Here is a 1,448-nt window from a genome sequence, read left to right as displayed (position 1 = left end):
AACCAGATCGCCAACCCGCTGGCCGCCAGCGTCATCGCGCTCGCGCTGATCGGCATCCTCAGCCTGATCGCCGGAGCAGCCCGGGTGGGCCGGCTTCGACCGGCGAGGGCGGCAGCGTCGACCGGCGAAGTCGCCGAAAGCTGAGAATTCCGCTGTCAGCCTCCAGGAACCCCAGCCAAACCGCCTCAGCCTGGGTCGCCAGGCGTCCGAGCCCGGCGGGCGGTCACGTTCAGCCACGGGATCCTCGGCGATGACTACCGATTCCACGATTCGGCAGGAAGGCAGCGGCTGGTCGGCTTGCCGTAGATCCGTCTCCCGTCCGGGCTCGCGTAACAGTGCTCAAGTTGGTCCTCGGCTTGGAACAGCGGACGCCTGTCGATCTCCGTTCCGTGGGCGTCGTAGCTAACCAGTTCAGGATCGTTGCCGGCCTTGAGGCGGGCATCGCTGGTCATCAGGCCGAACGCTCCCCCGGAGAGCCGAGCTGTTGTACTGCGCCCGTCGCCGTGGTCGAGCACGAGCCGGTCGACGCGCCCGCTGATCCGGCCGCTGACATTGACGTCCCCGCCGTCGTGCTCGGTGGACGTCAGCAGCAGCCGCTGCACCGGCCCCGGCAACCAGTAACCGTGCCGCCAGGGCTCGCTGGCGTGACCGCCGGACTCCTGGTCGGTACCCGCCGATTCCGCGTCACAGGTCGCGTAGCCGACGTCGTTCATGAACAACACCAGCGTGCGGTCACCCCGCTCGATGGCCACCGCCAGGTCGGCCAGGGACACCGGGACAGGGCGCTCGCTCTCGTCCTGCCGGGTCTGCCGATGCGGCGAGTTCCACTGCAGGCACCGCTGCGCCGCGTCCCGCAGGGCCGGCGACAACTCACCCGATCCCATGGCCAGCACCTGCACGGGCGCCCGGACCGGCCGCTGCCACACCACCGCCGCTACACCGGACGCCACGGCCAACAGCGCCACCCCCGCCACGGCGACTCGCAGTCGTGGCGGACGAGCGGGGTGCGGGCGCACAGAACCAAGGATCCGGGCCCGCATCGCGTGCGCCGCCTTCGGCGGCAGGTCCCGCTCCGCGGGCAGGTCAAGGATGTCGTTCACCGCTTCCCCTCCTGGATCTCCTCGGGCATCAGGCGCGCCAGGCGGCTGCGGGCACGACTCACCCGGGACCGCACCGCCACCTCGCTGATTCCCAGCACGGCTGCCGCGTCCGGATACGACACGCCGGACCACAGGCACAACGCCACCGCCTCCCGCTCCGCCGGCGGTAGCCGGCGGACCACCGAGAGGTCCTCGCTCATCCGCCGCTCGTCATCGAGCCGTGCGGCCACCTCGTCGGCGAGGTCACCATCGGCGCAGCGCTCCGTGGGTAGACGCCGGAGCAGCGCCAGCCACCGGCGCGCCGACCGCCACTCGGAGCGGACCGCGTTCGTGGCGACGACCAGCAAC

Annotated in this window: 2 protein-coding genes; both read right to left on the bottom strand. The window is 71.3% G+C overall.

Annotated features, from left to right (window positions below):
• Window positions 1-254: 254 nt before the first annotated feature.
• A complete protein-coding gene (locus tag AB0E94_RS52935) occupies window positions 255-965 on the bottom strand; it encodes a hypothetical protein (RefSeq protein WP_360344573.1) in 711 nt (236 codons plus the stop codon).
• Window positions 966-1,096: 131 nt separating this feature from the next.
• Window positions 1,097-1,448: sigma factor-like helix-turn-helix DNA-binding protein (locus AB0E94_RS52930; RefSeq protein WP_360344570.1), on the bottom strand; the 352-nt coding region annotated here is incomplete at its 5' end.

The sequence above is a fragment of the Actinoplanes sp. NPDC026670 genome, assembly GCF_040638175.1.
In the GTDB taxonomy this organism is placed as follows: Bacteria; Actinomycetota; Actinomycetes; order Mycobacteriales; family Micromonosporaceae; genus Actinoplanes.
Note: the sequence above shows the minus strand (reverse complement) of the source record. Positions and strands in the feature narration are given on the sequence as shown.